At 71.6% G+C, this 18294-nt stretch carries 13 protein-coding genes; 9 read left to right on the top strand and 4 right to left on the bottom strand.

Going from position 1 to position 18294, the window contains the following annotated elements:
- Window positions 1-67: 67 nt before the first annotated feature.
- From AB0M56_RS00200 to AB0M56_RS00180, 5 genes are read left to right on the top strand one after another with little or no spacing between them, the layout of a single operon-like run.
- Window positions 68-433, top strand: a complete 366-nt coding sequence (locus AB0M56_RS00200) for a hypothetical protein (protein ID WP_364169109.1) — start codon at window positions 68-70, stop codon at window positions 431-433.
- Window positions 434-461: 28 nt separating this feature from the next.
- Complete coding sequence (locus tag AB0M56_RS00195) at window positions 462-1844, top strand: TNT domain-containing protein (protein WP_364169107.1); 1383 nt, start codon at window positions 462-464, stop codon at window positions 1842-1844.
- Window positions 1845-4091, top strand: a complete 2247-nt coding sequence (locus AB0M56_RS00190; RefSeq protein ID WP_364169104.1) for an ADP-ribosylglycohydrolase family protein — start codon at window positions 1845-1847, stop codon at window positions 4089-4091. It begins immediately after the preceding gene.
- 28 nt (window positions 4092-4119) lie between these two features.
- On the top strand, window positions 4120-5193 hold the full coding sequence (locus AB0M56_RS00185; protein ID WP_364169101.1) for an ADP-ribosylglycohydrolase family protein: 1074 nt from the start codon (window positions 4120-4122) through the stop codon (window positions 5191-5193).
- A 42-nt stretch (window positions 5194-5235) separates the two neighbouring features.
- Complete coding sequence (locus AB0M56_RS00180) at window positions 5236-7128, top strand: TNT domain-containing protein (protein WP_364169098.1); 1893 nt, start codon at window positions 5236-5238, stop codon at window positions 7126-7128.
- Window positions 7129-7459: 331 nt separating this feature from the next.
- Here AB0M56_RS00180 and AB0M56_RS00175 read toward each other — a convergent pair whose 3' ends face one another.
- The 3 genes from AB0M56_RS00175 to AB0M56_RS00165 form a co-directional block, all read right to left on the bottom strand.
- Window positions 7460-8299, bottom strand: a complete 840-nt coding sequence (locus AB0M56_RS00175; protein ID WP_364169095.1) for a class I SAM-dependent methyltransferase — start codon at window positions 8297-8299, stop codon at window positions 7460-7462.
- A gap of 22 nt (window positions 8300-8321) precedes the next feature.
- On the bottom strand, window positions 8322-9662 hold the full coding sequence (locus AB0M56_RS00170; protein WP_364169093.1) for an ATP-binding protein: 1341 nt from the start codon (window positions 9660-9662) through the stop codon (window positions 8322-8324).
- 187 nt (window positions 9663-9849) lie between these two features.
- Window positions 9850-11295 (bottom strand): CCA tRNA nucleotidyltransferase, encoded by a 1446-nt coding sequence (locus AB0M56_RS00165; RefSeq protein ID WP_364169090.1) that lies wholly within the window; start codon window positions 11293-11295, stop codon window positions 9850-9852.
- Between the two features lie 112 nt (window positions 11296-11407).
- On the opposite strand from AB0M56_RS00165, the gene AB0M56_RS00160 reads away from it, so the two are divergent.
- Together AB0M56_RS00160 and AB0M56_RS00155 are read left to right on the top strand one after the other, a co-directional pair.
- Window positions 11408-11914, top strand: a complete 507-nt coding sequence (locus tag AB0M56_RS00160) for an NUDIX hydrolase (protein ID WP_364169087.1) — start codon at window positions 11408-11410, stop codon at window positions 11912-11914.
- Window positions 11915-11928: 14 nt separating this feature from the next.
- Window positions 11929-14094 carry a DUF6049 family protein gene (locus AB0M56_RS00155; protein ID WP_364169084.1) on the top strand — a complete coding sequence of 722 codons (2166 nt, stop codon included), beginning with the start codon at window positions 11929-11931 and terminating at the stop codon, window positions 14092-14094.
- A 115-nt stretch (window positions 14095-14209) separates the two neighbouring features.
- On the opposite strand, the gene AB0M56_RS00150 is transcribed toward AB0M56_RS00155, so the two are convergent.
- Window positions 14210-14539 carry a hypothetical protein gene (locus AB0M56_RS00150; protein ID WP_364169081.1) on the bottom strand — a complete coding sequence of 110 codons (330 nt, stop codon included), beginning with the start codon at window positions 14537-14539 and terminating at the stop codon, window positions 14210-14212.
- Between the two features lie 333 nt (window positions 14540-14872).
- Between AB0M56_RS00150 and murJ the strand changes: the two genes are divergently transcribed.
- Both murJ and AB0M56_RS00140 read left to right on the top strand, forming a co-directional pair.
- Window positions 14873-16612, top strand: a complete 1740-nt coding sequence (gene murJ, locus AB0M56_RS00145; RefSeq protein WP_364170686.1) for a murein biosynthesis integral membrane protein MurJ — start codon at window positions 14873-14875, stop codon at window positions 16610-16612.
- An 82-nt stretch (window positions 16613-16694) separates the two neighbouring features.
- Complete coding sequence (locus AB0M56_RS00140; RefSeq protein WP_364169078.1) at window positions 16695-18293, top strand: protein kinase family protein; 1599 nt, start codon at window positions 16695-16697, stop codon at window positions 18291-18293.
- Window position 18294: the final 1 nt, after the last annotated feature.

The following is an 18294-nucleotide window of genomic DNA, read 5'->3' as shown; positions in this document are numbered from 1 at the left end:
GGCATTAGAGTGACGCGTGACCCAGCCGGGTTAACTCCGGCGAGTGCAACCGACACGGGGGGCCACCGTGAGTACCGCAGGGGACGACCGCGCCCTGGAAGCCGCTCCTGCAGTGCTGACGTCTCCTGACGGGCTGGTCCGGGCCACCGTCGGCAGCGGCGGCACGCTGGGCCGGCTGGAGTTCGCCCCGGACACGTTCCAGCGCACCACTCCCGCCCAGCTCGCGTTCACCGTCCAGGCCCTGGTGCAGCAGCTCGCCGAGGCCCCGCTCACCGACGCCGCGCCGCAGCAGATGCCGTCCCCTCGTCCGACGCCGCGCCGCGTGCGCCCGCGTACGGCGTCGCAGAGCCCCGCCACGCAGGGCGCTGTGAAGCCGCAAGGACCGCTGCCTCCGCGAAGCGCCGTGCCACAGCACCGGCGCCGCGGCTACTAACGCCGCGCACCCGGATGTGCTGAGACCTGTGGAACCACCACTTTCCGAGTCCGACCAACACGGCCGGCTGGTCGAGATCGGGCGGCTGATCCGCGCCCACCAGCCCGACGAGGGCGCCCCCGCCGGCATCGGCTTCGCGCAGGTCGGCGACCACACCGAGGTCCAGCCGCGCAACACCGAGGCCGGTCCCGAGCTGGTCGAGATGTTCCACGCGCTGCGCGCCGGCATGTACCGCCAGGGCCGCGGCACGTGGCTGCAGGCGCGGTTCGTGCTCGCGTCCGACGGCACGTTCGACTTCGACTTCTTCGTCGACGGCGAACCCCAGTGGACGACCCCGCCCGACCCCGCTGCCTACCGCGACGAGCTCGAAACGTTCCCCCGCGAGGACGAGCACATCCCCGACTGGTGGCGGCTGCGCACCGGCCTGCCGCTCGGCGTCGAGTTCCGCCGCGCCCGCCCCGCCGAGGTGGGGGAGGAGCGCGAGCCGCTGGCCGACGAGGAGCTGCCGCTCGTGCTGCAGTACCTCGAACGCGAGGCGCTGGTCGGCGACGCGCACCGCACCGACGGCACCTGGCTGTGGCCCGAGACCGTGTCCCATCAGCTGCGCCGCCACGGCATCGCGCCGGAGCCGGAGCTCGTCGCGCACATCCGTGAGCTGGGGTTCCAGCCGCCGTACGTCGAACACCTCGTGCGCCGCACGGCGGAGGCCGACCTGCTCGGCCGTCCGCGGCCGCGCCCCGCCGCCGAGGACGGCCGGCGCACCGCGGGCGACGTCGCCGCCGAGCTGGAGACCAGCCCCGACCCGGAACTGGCCGACGAGCAGCTGCTAGCGGTCCTCGTGCAGCGGCTCGGCTCGTTCGGCGTGTGGCCGCAGGCCTACCGGATCGGCGCCATCGAGGCCGGCAAGTGGTGCCTGACCAGGGGTGACGACGGCTGGACCGTCACATCGGCCGCCGGCAACGGCCAGACCTTCGAGCATCTCGCCGACGCGGCCCAGCAGCTGCTCGGCGCGCTCCTGCTGCACCCGGCCCGGCGGACGGGCGGGCGCGAGACCCCGCTCGAGATGGCGAAGGAAGTGGACGACTGGCCCATCCAGCCGGCCGCGGGTGACCCGCCCCTCACCCTGCTGCGCAACAAGAGACTCACCCGACTGCCCGAAGGTACGGTCGTCCTGCGCTTCGGGGAGGAACCGGGCAACCTGGTCCACCACGGCGAGGTACGGTTCGCCACGACGTCACTGCCACTCGAACGGGAACGAATGGCGCACACTTACCGCCTACGACGGTCACTCTACGTGGTCACCGGGGTCACGGTGCCCTGGGCGAACCTGCCGGGCGGAGCAGTGGCGTACGTGTTGCCCAAGCCGATCGCGGAGCACGAGTCCGACGGAAGCCTGGAGAGGATCGAGTAGGTGGAAGCGGCGGAAGCGATGGAGAAGGTCGTGAACTGGCTACGCGCTGTGCACGGTCCCCAGATCGCCGGTCCTGGTGGGCTGCGGGTCGACCGCGACCGCGTGCTGCGCATCCCCGAAGGCTGGTCGATCCCGTACAACACCACCGCGTACCTCGACGACGGCCGGCCGGAAAAGGAGCTCTTCCCGCCGCCTTCGGTCGTCGTGCGTGAGCCGGACGGTGAGCTGCGCCAGGCTCCGCCGAACCCAGGAGGGCTGAGCATCCCCGTGGCGTTCCCCGGCCAGGAGAGCTGGCGCGAGGTCGTGGACCCCGAGTACGTCAAGGCCGGATTCGGCGAGCTCGGTGTGCCGCTGCAGGCCGTGGCCGGCTGGGTCAAGGTCGACAACGAGGGCCGCCAGACCGGCGACGAGCGCGAGAACCCCGAGTACAAGGCCGGCCCGATCCGCCGCGGCTACCCGAAGCCGGAGAACACGCTGGAGACGCTGCTCGCGTTCGCCAGCGTCGGCTGGCTCACGCGTGAGCAGCTGCTGATCGGCCTGCTGCGCTGCGACGTCTTCGTGCCGCTCGACCCCGAGACCGGCGCCACGGATCGCTTCTACTTCTCCGAAGAGCGCAACGAGCTGCGCGTCTTCAGCGCGACGCGCCACTTCCCGCCGCGCGAGCACTCCTGGTGGCGCGTGGACCTCGCGACGCTGGCCGAGTTCGAGCACCCGCCGAACCTCGTGATCAACGGCGGCCCGGCGACGTTCGAGGACGTATCCGGCGAGGATCTCACCACCATCGCCAAGCGCTTCCCGCGCCACGAGCCGCGCATCGACCGGCATGGCCGCGGCCCCGAGGCCGAGGAAGACCTCGAGCGGCTCACCCAGGACACCGCCACGCGCATGGGCCTGTCCGAGCCGGTGGCCGTGCCCCTGGTGGCGGCCGAAAACGCGCGTCGCCACGGCTTCGAGCTCACCGCCGAGGAGTGCCAGCGCACGGTGCTGGGCCAGTCGTGGCTCAACCGCCTCGCGATGGCCGAGCCGCCACGCAGCAAGCCGAACGACTGGCGCGCCAACGGTCTCGTGCCGGGCTGGGACAACCTCGGCCGCGTGATCCCGCGCCTGGACACGTTCGGCAAGTACCCCGACCGCGACCTCGAGAACTTCCGCTACGGCTGGCAGCGCGTCGCGGGCGCGTACGTGGGCTTCGCGCTCGGCGAGGCGCTCGGCATGGCCGTGGACCGGATGCGGCTCGACGAGATCGTCACGCAGTTCGGGTCCGAGGGCGTAACCGACCTGCCCGTCGCGTTCGACCAGGCGGGCCGCATCGGCTCGCTGACGCAGCGGCTGCTGTTCTACACCGAGGCCGTGATCCGCAGCCCGCACCGTGAGCAGCCGGAGTCGCGCGACGTCGAGCAGCAGTTCCCGTCCGTGGTGCGCGGCGCGTTGATGCGCTGGCTGCACACGCAGGGCGCGCCGTACGACGACGCCGACGGCTGGCTCGTGAAAGTGCCCGACCTCCACGTCCGCCGCACCGCCGACGACGCCGAGCTCAACGCCTACCACGCGGCGGTCACCGGATCTCCACAGGCAGTGCCGCTGACCGGCCCGACGTCGTTGATCGCCGCGCTGCCCGCCACGCTCATCGCCTCCGGCCCCGGCACGGGCTTCAGCGGCGGCGTGCGCCAGGCCGTGCGCGACCTCGTCGGCGTGACCCACCCGCACGAGGACGACCTGTCGGTGGCGACGTACCTGGCCTGGCTCTTCGAGCCGGTGCTCACGAAGGACGCGTTCAGTTACCCCGTATGGAACCTGTCGCGCGAGATCCTGACCGAGCACAACACCACGTTCGTCAACGGTCCCGAATGGGCGCCGGTGAAGGCGATGGTCGCCGAGTCGGTGCCGTTCTTCGGCGAACACGGGCTGCCGGATCTGCGGATGCCCGAGCTGATCGGCGACGGCCAAGGCACGCTTTCGGTGCTCGGGCGCGCGTTCGCCGCGTTGTCCGGGTTCGAGAACTACCCCGAGCAGGCCCTGCTGCGCGCGGTGAACCACTCCGGGCGCAGCGCGCTGACGGGGGCGATCACCGGTGCGTTGCTCGGCGCCCGCGTGGGCGTACCCGGGCTGCCGCAGAAGTGGATCGAGCAGCTCGAGCTGCGGCACCTGATCGAACAGGTCGTCACCGACGCGTTGTGGCACTTCGATCGCCGCTCCGCGCTGAGTTTCCTGGGCGAAGAGTGGGTGCAGCGCTACCCGCGGCACTGACGCCGCGAGGCTTCGAAAAGATGGGGTCATGGAGGCACAGCGGCTGAGGGGCTGCCTGCTCGCGGGCGCCATCGGCGACGCGCTCGGCGCGAAGACGGAGTTCGATTCGATCGAGCGGATCCGCGAGCTCACCGGGCCCGCCGGCATCACGGACTTCATCCCGGCGTACGGCGGCGAAGGGCGCTTCACCGACGACACGCAGATGACGCTCTTCACCCTCGAAGCGCTCATCCGGGCCCACGCGCAGCAGCGGAGAACCGGCAGCGCCGACGTCGTGCAGTCTGTGCAGCTGGCCTACCAGCGCTGGCTGCACACGCAAGGCGTGCCGTGGGAGCGGGCGCGCGGCCCGCACTCCGCGCTCGCGGCGCCCGACGGTGAGCTCGTGACGCACGCCGCGCTGTTCAGCCGCCGCGCGCCGGGGCTCACGTGCTTCGGCGAGCTGGAGGCGTACGGGCGCTCGGGCGTGCGCGGCAGCGTCTCGCGGCCGGTGAACAACTCGAAGGGCTGCGGCGGCGTGATGCGGGTGGCGCCCGTCGCGCTGTGGTCCGCCGACCCGGCCGAGGTGTTCCGGCTCGCCGCCGAGTTCGCGGCTCTGACCCACGGTCACCCGAGCGGGTATTTGTCGGCCGGCGCCTTCGCCGTGATCGTGCAGCAGTTGCTGGCCGGTTCGCCGCTGCTCGACGCCGTCGCTGTGTCCAGAGCCGAGCTGGTCCGCCACCCCGGTCACGAAGAGCAGGAAGCCGCGTTGGCGCAGGCCCTCGCGATGTCCGGCCCGCCGACGCCCGAGCGGCTGGCCGAGCTGGGTGAGGGCAACGTCGGCGAGACGGCGCTGTCGATGTCCGTGTACGTCGCGCTGACCACCGAAGATCCGGATTCCGCGTTGCTCGCGGCCGTGAACCACAGCGGCGACAGCGATTCCACGGGTTCGGTCTGCGGCAACCTCGTCGGCGCGATGTACGGCGAAGCGGCGCTGCGCGTCAGCTGGCTGGAGCGGCTCGAACTGCGGGAGTTGATCACCAGGCTGGCGGACGACGCGCTCGCCGAGTTCGGCCCCGACTCACCGAGTGACGAGGGTTGGTTCACGCGTTACCCGGTCGACTAAGTTCTTTCCCGGTCACCGGGGGGAATTGGGGAGGAACCTGACGTGCGCTACCGGGTAGAGGCGGGAGACCGCCCGGACGGTTTGTACGCGACGCTGGACGACCGTACGTTCGCGGCCGAGCGCTCGACCACCGACGGCACGCTGCTGCTGTCCGTCCCGCCGGACGAAGAGGCGCCCGACGGGTTCGACCGCGAGCACGAGGGCCGCCCGGCGCGCGTGGTGCTGGCCACCGAAGTGCCGGCGACGTTCACGCTGCGCACGTACTGCGAGTACGAAGACGAGCTGTTCGAGGTCGCGCCCGGAGAGGGCAAGGAGCTGACGCTGCGCTGGACGCAGCACGACCCGGTGCGCGCCGCGCAGCTCGGCCTCACCGACTTCTCGACGACGGCCGAGGCCAAGCGCGTCACGGGCCTGTGGCAGCTGCGCCGCGACCAGGGCGAGCCGCGCCCGGAGCTCGACGCCGACCACGGCGCCCTGCTGCGTGCGATCGGCCGCACGCTGCGCGCCGTGCCCGGCGGCTGGACGCGCGTCGCCGCGCAGTTCAGGCAGGTCGGGGACTACGCGGAGCTGGAGGTCCGCGCGGTCGGCGACGAGAACGGGCCGGTGTCCGTGTCGCTGCCCGCGCCGCCGAAGCTGAGCGCGTTGTTCGCGCGACTGCGCGCGGCGATGTACTCGCCGGACACCGGCACTTGGTTCCAGGGCACCTTCACGCTCGACACCGAGGCGCAGTTCGACTTCGACTTCGACTCCGAGCACGAGCCCACCTGGCGCGTCCCGCCGAACGACGGCGGCCGGCCCGCGCCCGAGTCGTACGCCGTGGAGTTCGCGCAGTACCCGCGCCCGCCCAAGGAACTGCCCGATTGGCTGGCCGCGAAGGCCCACCAGCCCCTCGACGTCGCCTTCCGCCACGCCCGCGTGGTCGACGCGCACAACGAGAACGAGCGCCCGGTCGTCAACCGGCCGCCGGTGCCGCCCGACCAGCTCCGCGGTGTGCTCGACTACCTGTTCCGCGCGCCCCTCGTCCTGCATCGCCCGCAGCCGCAGCACGACATCTTCGCCCCCGGCGCGCCGCCCGACGTGCCGCACGCCTTCCACACCGACGGCACCTGGGTGTGGCCCGCGGCCGTGCCGCACTACCTGCGCAAGTACGGCGTGCCGCCCGAGCCCGAGCTGGTGGACCACATTCGCGCCGCGGGCTTCCGTCCGCCGCTGGTGCGCGAACTGGTCCGCGCGACGGCCGAAGCCGAGATCCTCGGCACCCCGCGCCCGACGCGCTCGGAAGCCGATCTCCCCGACGACGGCCGCCTCGCCCGCGCCCTCCGCGGCGACGACCTGGGCCTCGACCTGCACGCCGCCGAGACCCTGACCTTGCTGCACCAGCGCCTGGTCGAACACGGCGTGCCTGCCAGCGCGTACCGGATCGGCGCCACCGAGGTACCGGTCGCCGAGGTCTGGACCCTGCGCCGCGCCGAGAACGGCTGGGAGGTCTCCCGCCCGCCGGCCGTCGCGCCCGTGGCCTTCGGCAGCCTGGCCGATGCCGCCCGCTTCCTCCTCGGCACGCTGCTCATGCTGCCCCCGCGCGCCGCCGACGAGTCCGACCAGCCCGCCGACTGGCCGATCCTGCCGCTGCGCGGTGAGCCGCCCCTGAGCTTCTTCCGCGGCAAACGCGTCGTCGTCCTCCCCGCCGGCACCACGGTCCTGCGCTTCGGCAACGACGCGGGCAACCTCGTCCACACCTCCGGCACACGCTTCGCCTCGACGTCGCTGTCCCCGGAACGCGAACGGGACCGGCACGAGTACCGGGTGCAGCGCACGCTGCGGGTGCTGACCGGCATCACGGCCCCGTGGGGCCCTCAACCGGGCGGCGCAACGGCTTTCTTGCTGCCGCGGCCGATCGCGCAGCATGTGGAGGCGGGGGCGCTATCCCGCGTATGACCCACGCGCGGTCCTGGCTTTCCTGTGGTCTACCCGATTCTGGGTTGTCCACGCCCGACTCCGTGCACCCCGGGTCTTCTACCGCCGGCGGCCCGCCCATCCATGGGTTGTCCACAGCGGCCCCGTCCAAACTGAGTTGTCCACAGATTCTCCGCTCGCCGGTTTCGGGCCCGTGACCTCGGTAAACTGGAACAGGGCAGCCCCCAGTGGAGGGCGGGGTTTGTCTGGCGGGGCGAGGGAGTGGCTGGGGCGAGATCGGCAGCGGTTCCAGGTGGAATCTTCGCGCTCGGCTGGGGCTCGTCAGCTCGCGCAGCATGTGGAGGCGGGGGCGCTATCCCGCGTGTGACCCACGCGCGGTGATCAGCACGGCGGGGGACCACCAGTAGTCCGCGAGCGGCTCCACCGCAACGTCGGTGAAGCCCGCGATTTCAAGCTGAGCCACCCACGCCAACGCAGGCTGCTCCCAGTTCGTCCGCTCCGCACCCGCGGCGACGCCGAGCAGAACGGGTATGAGAAAGCCTTGCGCGACAAGGGAAGCCTGAGCGCCGTACTCGGCGACGCCGCGCTCGTACCGCGTCACCAGCGACTCCAGAAACTCCGGCGACCCCTCGTCCAGCACGGGGATGTCGAACTCCGCCAACACCAGCGTTTCCGTGCGCGGCCGCAGTTCTCGCAGCACCGCCGCCCGCACCGGGGGCGTCATGGACTGCATCGCGAACGTCGACTGTGCAAGGTTCCACGTGGAACCGTTCGCCCCGAGGAAGCTCCGCGCCGTCACCCCGAAGCGGTTCGCGCCGGGCACGTCGACGTCCGCGAGCAGCGCCGCCGACGGCTCCACCAGGTCGATCCTCCCCGGCCGGAACGACGACTGCGCGAGCGCGGGCACCACGGCCAAGCCGTCGCCACAACCCAAGTCCAGCAACGATTCCGGGCGCAGCGCCGCATACCGAGCAGCCAGCGCAGCGCTCAGCCGCTCGTACAGCGAGACATTCCCGCCACCCCGGATGAACGCCGTGAACGCCGCCGGCTGGTCGTACACCGGCCCGGACCCGTCCGTCGCGAGGTACGCGGAAAGCTCCGCCCCCAACGGCGAATCAGCCCGCGAGGCGAGCTCGGACGCCCGAGAAACATCCCCGGCCCGGTAAGCGGCAAGCGCGTCGACAAGGATCACGCGCTCGTGTCTAGCACCTGACTCAGAACGGCACCCATAACGTCACCCGCGTGCCGCTGCCGGGCGTCGACTCCACCAGGGCCGTGCCGCCGACCTCGCCGAGGCGCGCGTTGATCGACTGGCTGATGCCGAACCCCGCGGGCCGCGCATCAGGACTGAACCCCTGCCCGTGGTCGCGCGTGATCACCGCGATTCCGCCGTCGCGTTCCTCCACGCGCACCACGACCTTGTCCGTGCCGGAGTGCTTCATCGTGTTGCGCAGCGACTCGCGCACGGCGTCGCGCAGCGCGATCTGGCGCACTTCCGACAGTGTGTCCTCGTCGAGCTCCGCGATCACCAGCTGCGCGCGCAGGCCGTCGCGCGCCATTTCCGCCGCCAGCGCCGCGAGCTTCTCGCCCAGAGGCCGCGACGCTTCTTCCTCGCGCTGCGCCGCCGCCGTCTCGATCGTCTGCCGCAGTTCCATCGCCTGGGCGCGGGCGAGCCGCTGCACCTCCACGAGCCGGTCGACCGACTCGCCGGTGCCGCCGAGCGAGATGGCTTCCAGAGTCTGCAGCACGGTGTCGTGCAGCATCCGGTGCTGCTGCGCGCGTTCGGCGAGGCGGCCGTTGCGGATGCCGTAGGCCAGCGCGAGCCGCGTGCCGAGGCCGAGCAGGATCAGCGCGCCGATGCCGGTGAACAGCACTCCGAATATCGTCGGGTACAGCGACCAGGCCTGCGCGAAGTTCGCCGAGCCGCTGTTGAGGAAATCGGACAGCAGCCGCACGGGCAAGCTCAGCGCCGCCAGCGCCAGCCCCGACGGGATACCGATCGCCAGCGTGAGCAAAGCGATGTCGCCCAGCAGGTGTTTGTCCGCGACCCCGAGCGCGTCGTGGAACACCGACGTCGGCTCGGTCAGGCCGATGACCAGCTGGAACGCCACCGTGATGATCAGGTCTGACACCAGCAGCCGCGCCGCGAGGTCGGAGCGGAAGGGTGACGAGCGCAGCATCCAGTAGATCCCGAACGCGCTCAACGCCATCGAGCACAACGCCACCAGCGCCACGGGCACCACACCGGTCGAACCGTGAGCCGACACGAACGCGCCGAACGCGCCCGGCACCGCGACGATCCGGTAGGCCAGCGGCACCAGCACCACGTACCGGGCCGCCCGCAGCAGCAGCCCGTCGTTGTACCTGGCGTCCACCGCGCCCGCCATGCGCGAGATCCGCTTGAACGCCCGCAGCGGCGTGGGGTCGGCGATTTCGTCGGTGAGCCCGGTCGTCGCCGTCGCGAGCGCGGGCGTGCCGCGTTTCAACAGGGTGACGAGGAAGCTCGACGTGCGGGGCGGCCGGCCGTCCTGGTCCTCAGTTGCCTGGGCCGTCATCGATCTCCCCGGTTCGGGGCGCGCCCCCTCCGGCAGCGCCCGGGGCAGCGAGTATTCCCGCTCGCCGGGCCGCGTTCCAGAGGCCAAAGGGGGATCTTGGCGGATTCGCGATCACGAATTCGACTCGTGTTCGTTCGAACGCCCCCACGGCGACCCCAGGGTGATCACCCGTGCCCGCAGTGCGAGATCACTCCGCGGGCGCGATGCCCTCCGACTCGGCCCACTTCTTGAGCTCGGCCACGGCCTCGTCGTGGTCGAGCGGACCGCGGTCCAGCCGCAGCTCCTTGAGGAACTTCCACGCCTTGCCGACCTGCGGACCCGGCTTGAGGCCGAGCAGCCGCATGATCTCGTTGCCGTCGAGGTCGGGGCGGACCCGGTTGAGGTCCTCCTGCTCCTTCAACGTCGCGATGCGCCGCTCGAGGTCGTCGTACGTCGCCTGCAGCGCGGCCGCCTTCTTGCGGTTGCGCGTGGTCGAGTCGGCGCGCACGAGCTTGTGCAGCCGCGTCAGCAAGTCGCCGGCGTCGGTGACGTACCGGCGCACGGCCGAATCGGTCCACTCGCCGTTGGCGTAGCCGTGGAAGCGCAGGTGGAGGAACACCAGCTGCGAGACCTGCTCCACGATCTCCTTGGAGAACTTGAGCGCCCGCAAACGCTTGCGCGCCATCCGCGCGCCCACGACCTCGTGGTGGTGGAAGCTCACGCCGCCGCCGGGCAGCAACTCTCGCGTCTCCGGCTTGCCGACGTCGTGCAGCAGCGCGGCCAGCCGCAGCACCAGGTCGGGCTCCGACGCCGGCTCGTGCGTGGTCTCCAGCTCGATCGCCTGCGCCAGCACGGTCAGCGAGTGCTGGTAGACGTCCTTGTGCTGGTGGTGCTCGTCGATCGCCAGGCGCATGCCGGGCAGCTCGGGCAGCACGTGATCGGCCAGGCCCGTGTCCACGAGCAGCTCCAGGCCCGGCCGCGGGTCGGGGGCGAGTATGAGCTTCGACAGCTCCGCCTGCACGCGCTCGGCCGTGATCCGCTCGATCTCGCTCGCCATCGACGTCATCGCCTCGACCACGCGCGGCGCGGCGACGAAGCCGAGCTGCGCGGAGAAGCGGGCGGCGCGCAGCATGCGCAGCGGGTCGTCGGCGAAGGACTCCTGCGGCGTCGCCGGGGTGTCGAGCACCTTCAGCCGCAGCGCGTCCATGCCGTCGTGGGGGTCGATGAACGTCTTCGCCACCAGGTCGATCGCCATCGCGTTGACCGTGAAGTCGCGGCGCAGCAGGTCGCCTTCGATGGTGTCGCCGAAGGTGACCTCGGGGTTGCGCCCGACGCGGTCGTAGCTGTCGGCGCGGAACGTGGTGATCTCGAGCGTGGTGCCCTTCTTGGTGACCCCGACCGTGCCGAACGCGATGCCGACGTCCCACACGGCGTCGCCCCAGTCGCTCACGATCTGCAGTACTCGGTCCGGCCTCGCGTCGGTGGTGAAGTCGAGGTCACTCGAGAGCCGGCCGAGCAGCGCGTCGCGCACGCTGCCACCGACTAGGTAGAGACTGTGGCCGGCTCGCGCGAACCGCTCCGCCAGCTCGTCGGCCAGGGGGGAAACTCGCATCAGTTCCGTCACCGCGTTCTGCTGGGCGACCAGGTTGTTCACTTCATCCCACCATTAGCTGACAACGGGTGTGGCGTCCACTACTACGGACGCCGTCGGACACGGACACGGAGAGCCAGCGTACCTGGGCAACCGTTTGCTCTAGCATCGCAGCATGCCTGGATCCGCCGGCCGCGCCGGAGCGCCGAAGCCGCGCAGAAGGCGCAGGCGGCAGCGGGGCAGGCGTCTGACCACGGTCGACGAGACGTCGGCCGGCGGACTGGTCGTCGACGTCGAGCGGGAACACGCGGTGCTGATCGGCCGCCTCGACCGGCACGGCAGACTGCTCTGGTCGTTGCCGAAGGGCCACATCGAGGACGGTGAGACGGTGGAGCAGACGGCGATGCGCGAGGTGAAGGAAGAGACGGGCATCTCCGCGCAGGTCCTGCGCCCACTGGGCACCATCGACTACTGGTTCGTGGCCGAACGACGCCGCGTGCACAAGACCGTGCACCACTTCCTGCTCGAGTCGACGGGTGGCGAGCTCTCTGACGAGGACGTCGAGGTCACCGAGGTCGCGTGGGTGCCGCTGGCCGAGCTGGAGACGACGCTGGCCTACGCGGACGAGCGCAAGCTGGTCCGCAAAGCCAAAGAACTTTTCGCGCACGACGAGCGCGCCTGAGAGGGAGCACCCGAGTGAAGCGGCCCGCCGCCTTCTTCCTGTCCCTGCTGGTCTTCGCAGCAGCCGCCCTCCTCGGCGCGCCCGCGCAGGCCCAGGACGCCCCCAGCCCCGAGCCCCCGCGCCTGCGGCTCGACGTCGACCAGCTCAACCCGCGCGTGATCACCACCTCCACGACGACGCTGACCGTGTCCGGCACCGTGGCGAACATCGGCGACCGCCGCATCGCCCGTCCGCAGGTGCGGCTTCAGGTCGGCGAGCACCTGACCGGTGACCGCGAGCTGAAGGGCGTGCTGGCCGGCGAGCCGATCCAGGACAGCCCGCTCACCGACTTCACCACGCTCACCGAGTCGCTGGAGCCGGGGCAGACCGCCAAGCTCGACGTCACCGTGCCGCTCACCGGCAAGAGCGCGCTCCAGCTCAGCCGGCCCGGCGTGTACCCGATGCTGGTCAACGTCAACGGCACGCCGGAGTTCGGCGGCCCCGCGCGGCTCGCGGCCGTGAGCGTGCTCATGCCGGTTCTGTCCGCGCCCGGGAAGTCGACGCCGCCGGGCAAGCACGCCGACGTCAGCGTGCTGTGGCCCATCACCGACAGCTCGCCGCACGTGCTGTCGTCCCCGTACGGCGGCCAGCTCACGCTTACCGACGACACCCTCGCGGCCGAACTGAGCCCCAACGGCCGGCTGCACTCCCTCGTCGCGGCCGCCCGCGCGGCCCAGCAGGCCGACCCGAGCGTCGGCGAGTCCATGTGCTTCGCCGTCGACCCCGACCTGCTGCGCACCGTCAACGCGATGACCGGCGGCTACGTCGTCGCCGGCGCGCCGGGCAAGGGGTCGCAGCTGGCGCAGGACTGGCTGGCGCAGCTGCGCACGCTCGTCAACGGCCACTGCGTGATCGCCCTGCCCTTCGCCGACGCCGACCTCACCACACTGGGCAAGGTCCGCTCGGCCACCGGCACGCCCGACACCGGCCTGCTGAGCACGGCACTCAGCGGCGAGGCGACGATCCGCGATCTCCTGCACACGCAGCCGCGCCAGGGCGTGCTCTGGCCTGACGGCACGCCTGACGACCAGGCGCTCACCGCGATGTCGGCGGCCGGCGTGCACACCGTGCTCACCGACGGGTCGAAGCTGCAGGCCGACGTGCCCGTCACCGGCCCCGTCTCGCTGCCGGGCGGACTGCGCGCCCAGCCGATCGACAGCGTCATCGCCGGCGCCATGACGAGTTCCGCGCCCAACCCGCAGACCGCGACCACCGTCGGCGCCGCGACGCAGCCCGCGATCGCGAGCCAGAACGGCCTCGCCGCCATCGCGTTCGAAGCCGGCCTCGGCCGCACCGGCATCGAGCCGGACGCGCAGCTGCTCGTCGCGCCGCCGCGGCGCTGGGACGTGCCGGTGGGCGAGCTCACCACGTTCCTCCAGCACGTGGGCCAGCTCCTCGGCCCCGGCGGCGTCGCCACCGCCACGCCGCTGTCCGACCTGCTCGACCAGGACACTTCGGGCACGGCGTCGTTCGCGGCCGGCACCCACGACCAGCCGCCGTCGGGGAACGGCGACGTCGCCGACGCGCTGACGGACCTCGACGGCCAGGCCGCCGGTCTGCTCTCGGCCATGCGGGTCGACTCCACGCACCGCGTGCCGCCGGAGGACATCGTCGCGCCGGTGCGCAACGCCCTCGTGCGCGGCGCGTCCACGGCCTACCGCACGCCCTCGGCCGGCACGGCCGGCGCCAACGCCGACGCCGAGCTCGCCGCGATCCGCGACCAGGTGACCGTGGAGCAGCCGAAGCAGACGATCGCGCTCGCGTCCGGTTCGTCACCACTGCCCGTGTTCGTGAGCAACGACCTGCCGGTGGGCATCACCGCGCAGATCGCGCTCAAGAACGAGGTCGGCATCCGCCCCGAGCAGGTGCAGAACTGGTTCTTCCCGGCCAAGGGCGGCAAGAACGAGCTGCTGCAGATCGAGGCCTTGCGCGCCGGCCGCCTCAGCGTCGATGTGTCCTTGACCACCCCGACGGGCACGCAGCTCGGCAGCACGGCGCGCTTCGAGCTGACCTCGACGGAGTACGGCCCGATCACGATCATCATCACCGTCGTCGCTGGTTGTGCCCTGCTCCTTCTGGCGTCGCGGCGGATCTACCGGCGGGTCAAGGAAGGCCGGGCCGCCAGGGCCGAATCGCGCTGAGTCCTCGGGGGACCGGGTATCAGAGGCCGTTCCCGATTACCCTGGGTCGACCGCTGCCACAATGGCAGGGACCCTGGCACCGAGGATTGGGCGCGCGTTGGACAGAGAGCCGGGCTTACCACCCGAGCGTGCGAGTCGTCCTCGGCGCGAGGGTGCGTCTCCTCGTCGCGGCGAACGCACCGAGCAGCCACGCCGCGCCCGCGAAGGCCGGCGCCAGCCGCCGCCCCAGGGCCAGGTGCCGCCCGAACGTCGCCAGCAGCCACCGCCGGCCAACGGCCGCACGCGCCACCTGCCGGTCCCCGCCGAAGAGCGCCCCCAGCGCCCGGCGCCCGAAGAGCGCACCGAGCGGCCGAAGCGCCGCGTACCCCCGCCGCCGCAGCAGCAGGGACAGCCGCGTCAGGCGTCTCGCGCGCAGGCGACCCCGCCGCCGCCCACGCGGCGGCAACCGTTGCCACCGCCCCCGCCGTCGGGTCGGCAACCTCTGCCGCAGCCGTCCGGACCACCCGTGCCCGCCGGACCACCGCCGTCCGGACCACCGCCGTCCGGACCACCGCCGTCCGGACCACCGCCGTCCGGACCACTGCCGCAGCCCTCGGGCCCGCCGTCCGGCCCGCAGCCGCTGCCGGGTCCTGCTTCCGGTCCTCAGCCGCTGCCCCCGGCCCCGGCGCCGCACCGCGGCCGTGGCCCGCGCCCCGGCACGCCGATCCGGCCGTGGCAGGAAGAGGCGCTGCGCGACCCCGAGGCCACCCGCTTCATCCCGCGCACCGCCGGCGTCCCCATGGCGGCTTCGCGCTGGCCCGTGGCCGACCCCGACTCGATGCGCCCGTACGACGCGCTGGCCACCCAGGTCATGCCGCGGATCGGCGACGCGCCACTGGTCCGGCCCACCGAACCGGGCTCCACCGGCGAGCAGCCCGTCGCGCCCGCCCAGGCGCCGTCGATCGCCAAGGCCAGCGGCCGGATGGCCATCGCGTCGCTGATCTCGCGCATCACCGGTTTCCTGTGGAAGCTGCTGCTCGCGGCGGCGATCGGCACGGGCATCGCCAACGACTCGTTCAACGTCGCCAACACGATGCCGAACATCATCTTCGAGCTGCTCATCGGCGGTGTGCTCACGAGTGTCGTGGTGCCGCTGTTGGTGCGCTCGCAGGACGATCCGGACCACGGCGCGGCCTACGCCCAGCGATTGCTCACCGTCGGCCTGACGTTGCTGCTGGTGGGCACCCTGATCGCGGTGATAGCGGCACCCGCGTTCACCTCGCTGTACGTCGATTCCTCCGGCCAGGCCAGCTCCGGGCTGACCACGGCGTTCGCCTACCTGCTGCTGCCCGAGATCTTCTTCTACGGCGTGTTCGCGCTGCTCTCGGCGATGCTGAACGCGAAGCAGATCTTCGGCCCGACGGCGTGGGCCCCGGTGATCAACAACCTGGTGGTCATCTTCACGATCCTGGTCGTGTGGGTGATGCCGGGCTCGATCGACACCGACCGCCCGTCGATCACCGACCCGAAGGTGCTCACGCTGGGCCTCGGCGTGACCGGCGGCATCGTCGCGCAGGCGATCATCCTCGTACCGCCGCTGCTGCGCTCGGGCTTCCGGCCGAAGTGGCGCTGGGGCATCGACAAGCGCATGAAGGAGTTCGGCGGTCTGGCGCTGTGGGTCATCGGGTACGTGGGCGTGAGCCAGGTCGGCTACACGATCACCACCCGCGTGCTCACCAACGGCGCACCCGGCGGTGTCACGGCTTACACGAACGCGTGGCTGCTGTTCCAGCTGCCCTACGGCGTCATCGGCGTCTCGCTGCTCACCGCGATCATGCCGCGGATGAGCCGCGCGGCCGCCGACGGCGACACCAAGAAGCTGATCGGCGACCTGTCCTACGCCTCGCGCATCTCGACCGTCACGCTGCTGCCGATCTCGGCCGTGATGACGATCGTCGGCTCGTCGATCGGGATCGCGCTGTTCACCTTCGGCAAGGGTTCGATCGAAGGCGCCACACGGCTGGGCGAAGCGCTGGCGGTGTCGTCGTTCGCGTTGCTGCCGTACGCGCTGGTCATGCTCCAGATGCGCGTGTTCTACGCGATGAAGGACGCCCGCACGCCGACGTTGATCATGATCGTGATGACGCTGGTCAAGGTGCCGCTGCTGTACCTGTGCCCCGTGCTGCTCTCGCCCGAAAACGTGGTGCTGGGCGTGATGATGGTCAACGCGCTCACCTACGTCGTCGGCGCGGTCCTCGGCCAGGTCTGGCTCTGGGTCACGCTGGGCAACCTGCGCAGCAAGCGCATCATCGGGGTGATCCTCTTCACCGTCGTCGCGTGCGTGCTCGGCGTGGCCGCCGCGTACGTCGCGGGGCTGATCGTGCCGTCGTCTTTAGGGCCGACTTTGCAGGCCTGGATCAAGCTCTTCCTGCAGGGGATCGTGGGCATCGGCGTCTCGTTCGGCGTGCTCATGGCCCTGAAGGTGGAGGAGCTGAAGCCGGCCACGTCGAGGATCACCCGATTGATCAAGCGCGGGTAACGATTGATTCACGACTGACGACGCTTCCTCCAGACCTGATCCGGGTACCCTCGGGGCGGGAGCGCGACGCGGGAGAGAAGCGGTGGACACGAGACGGAGCGAACAGGCAGGGGAGGCCAACCGTGCGGACATTCGTGCCCAGGGCGGTTCGCTGGCCCCGGGCCGGGTCGTCGGCGACGGCCGGTACCGCCTGCTCGCGCAGTTCGGGGTGGACGAACGAGCCGCCGCGCACCTGTGGCGGGCACGCGATGGGCAGCTCAAGCGCGATGTCGCGCTGACGCTGCTGGTCGGTGATCCGGCGGATCCGGAGGCCGCGAGGCTGGCCCGGCGAACGCTGGAGCGCGCGGCGCACGCGTCCAAATTCGGCCACGGCGGGGTCGCGCGGGTGCTCGACGTGCTGAGCCTCGGCAGTGGCGTGACCTCGAACGAGGGACTTCTCGGCGTTGTCGTCGCGGAGTGGACCAAGGGCAGCGACCTGGTGGACCTGGTCGCGCAACGGCCCGTGGCGCCGGCCGCGGCCGCGCGCATGGTGCAGGCGCTCGCCGAAGCGGTGGAACACGCGCACCAGAACGGCCTGGTCCTCGGTCTGGACCACCCCCAGCGGCTGCGCCTGACGCCCAACGGCGCGTTGAAGCTGGCGTTCCCCGGCCCGCTGCCGGACGCGACGCTGCGCGACGACGTCAAGGCCCTCGGCGCCGTCCTGTACCTCCTGCTCACCGGACGCTGGGCGCTGCCGGGCGGGCCGCCCGCGGTCCCCGCGGCGCCGTTGACCCCGCAGGGCCACGTCGTGCCGCCGCGGACGCTGGTCCCGGCCGTGCCGCCCGAGCTGTCCTCGCTGGCGGTACGAACGATTGAAGACGGTGGCAACGGCGGGATCCGCACGAGCTCGGCCATCCTCCGCGTGCTCGACCAGGCCGCCGAGGCCGAGGAGCGCACGCAGCTGATCAAGGCCGTCGGCGACGGCGCTCCCGCCGAGGCAGACGGCACGATCTGGACCACGAAGAAGCCGGTGAAGGACGTCGCGCGGCGGCGGAAGCTGGCGTTCGGCGTGACCGTGCTGGTGGTCGCCACCGTGCTGATCCTGGCGTGGGGCGGGTTGATGCTGATCAACCTGTTCCAGGGCGACTCCAAGGCGAGTGGTCCGACGATCAACGTCGCGGCGCCCACGTCGAGCGCCGCGCCGCCGCCCGCGAACTCGGCGGCGCCCCCGCCGTCGTCACCGGCCGCGCCGAAGCTCGGCCAGGCGGTGGAGCCGAAGGCGGCCACGATCTACAACCCCGAGGGCTCGGGCGACAACTCCAGCCGGGTGAAGAACACGATCGACGGCGACCCGGGCACGGTCTGGCGCACCGACCAGTACCAGCAGCAGCTGCCGACGCTGAAGCCCGGCGTCGGATTCGTGGTGCAGTTCGACGACCCGGTGAAGCTCGCGCAGGTGAAGATCGCGGCCGACAGCCCCGGCACGAAGATCGAGATCCGTTCGGCCGACAGCAAGAACCCGAAGCTGGACGACACCAAGGTGGTCGGCACCGGTGACCTCAACGGCACCGACACGACGATCGACCTCCAGACGCCGACGGAGAGCCAGTACTTCGTCGTGTGGATCACCCAGCTGGGCGACGACAGCGAGGGCGGCTTCATCAGCGAGATCGGAGACGTGAGCTTCCTGCCTGCGGGGTGAT

This window comes from Amycolatopsis sp. NPDC051372 (genome assembly GCF_040682095.1).
Classification (GTDB): Bacteria; Actinomycetota; Actinomycetes; order Mycobacteriales; family Pseudonocardiaceae; genus Amycolatopsis.
The sequence above is the reverse complement of the archived record's forward strand: the minus strand, read 5'-3'. Positions and strand labels throughout refer to the sequence as shown.